The sequence below is a fragment of the Actinomadura barringtoniae genome, from assembly GCF_017573505.1.
Classification (GTDB): Bacteria; Actinomycetota; Actinomycetes; order Streptosporangiales; family Streptosporangiaceae; genus Spirillospora; species Spirillospora barringtoniae.
Genome location: NZ_JAGEOJ010000059.1, coordinates 1 through 993, shown reverse-complemented (window position 1 = coordinate 993; position 993 = coordinate 1). Strand labels below are relative to the sequence as shown.

At 68.5% G+C, this 993-nt stretch carries 1 protein-coding gene; it reads left to right on the top strand.

The window, feature by feature from the left end; genetic code table 11:
• Positions 1-62 precede the first annotated feature (62 nt).
• Positions 63-993 (top strand): IS5 family transposase gene (locus tag J4573_RS53385; RefSeq protein ID WP_372443062.1). Its coding sequence is split into 2 segments (ribosomal slippage): positions 63-422 and positions 424-993, totalling 930 coding nucleotides; the frame shifts between segments, so codons are not numbered across the junction.

The following is a 993-nucleotide window of genomic DNA, read 5'->3' as shown; positions in this document are numbered from 1 at the left end:
CTAGGCCGTGTCTGACAAAACACCGCCGCTGTGCGGCGGTGTTTTGTTGGATGGGGTGTGTGGTGCGTCGTGGTGAGTTGACCGAGGCCGCGTGGGCGGCGATCGAGCCGTTGTTGCCGGTGACCGACGGGCGGGGGCGTCCATGGCGGGCTCACCGGCAGGTGGTGAATGGGATCTTGTGGCGGTTGCGGACGGGCGCGCCGTGGCGGGATGTTCCGGAACGGTACGGGCCCTGGCAGACCTGTTATGAGCGGTGGAAACGCTGGGACGAGGACGGCACCTGGGCCCGGCTGCTGGAGGCGGTGCAGGTCAAGGACGACGCGGTCGGCAACATCGAGTGGACCTTCTCCATCGACTCCACCGTGGCCCGGACCCACCAGCACGCGGCGGGCGCGCAAAAGGGGGACCCAGGCAGGGACGATCAGGCAGGGTGATCCATCAGACAGGCAATCCGGTCAGGATGCTGGTCAGCCGGATGGGCAGGCGGGTGGGCAGGCGATCGGACGCTCACGGGGCGGGCTGACCACCAAAGCCCACGTGATCGTGGAGGGCCGTGGCCTGCCGATGGCCATGCTGGTCACCGCCGGGAACGTGCACGACTCGGTCATGTTCGAGCAACTCATGCAAGCCGTTCGCGTTCCCCGTCCAAGCGGCGGACGGCCCCGCACCACCCCGCAGGTGCTGCTGGCCGACAAGGCCTACTCCGCCCGCCGCATCCGCTGCTACCTGCGCGACCGCGGCATCAAGGCGTGCATCCCGCAACCGGCCGACCAGCAGGCCCACCGCAAACGCAAAGGCAGCAAAGGCGGCCGGCCACCCGCCTTCGACCCCGTCCTCTACCAGCGCCGCAACCTCATCGAACGCTGCTTCAACCGCCTCAAGCAGTTCCGCGCCATCGCCACCCGCTTCGACAAGCTGGCCAGCCGCTACCGCTCCGGGCTGTTGCTGGCCAGCCTCATCCTCTGGCTCCGCGAATTGCCAGACACGGCCTAG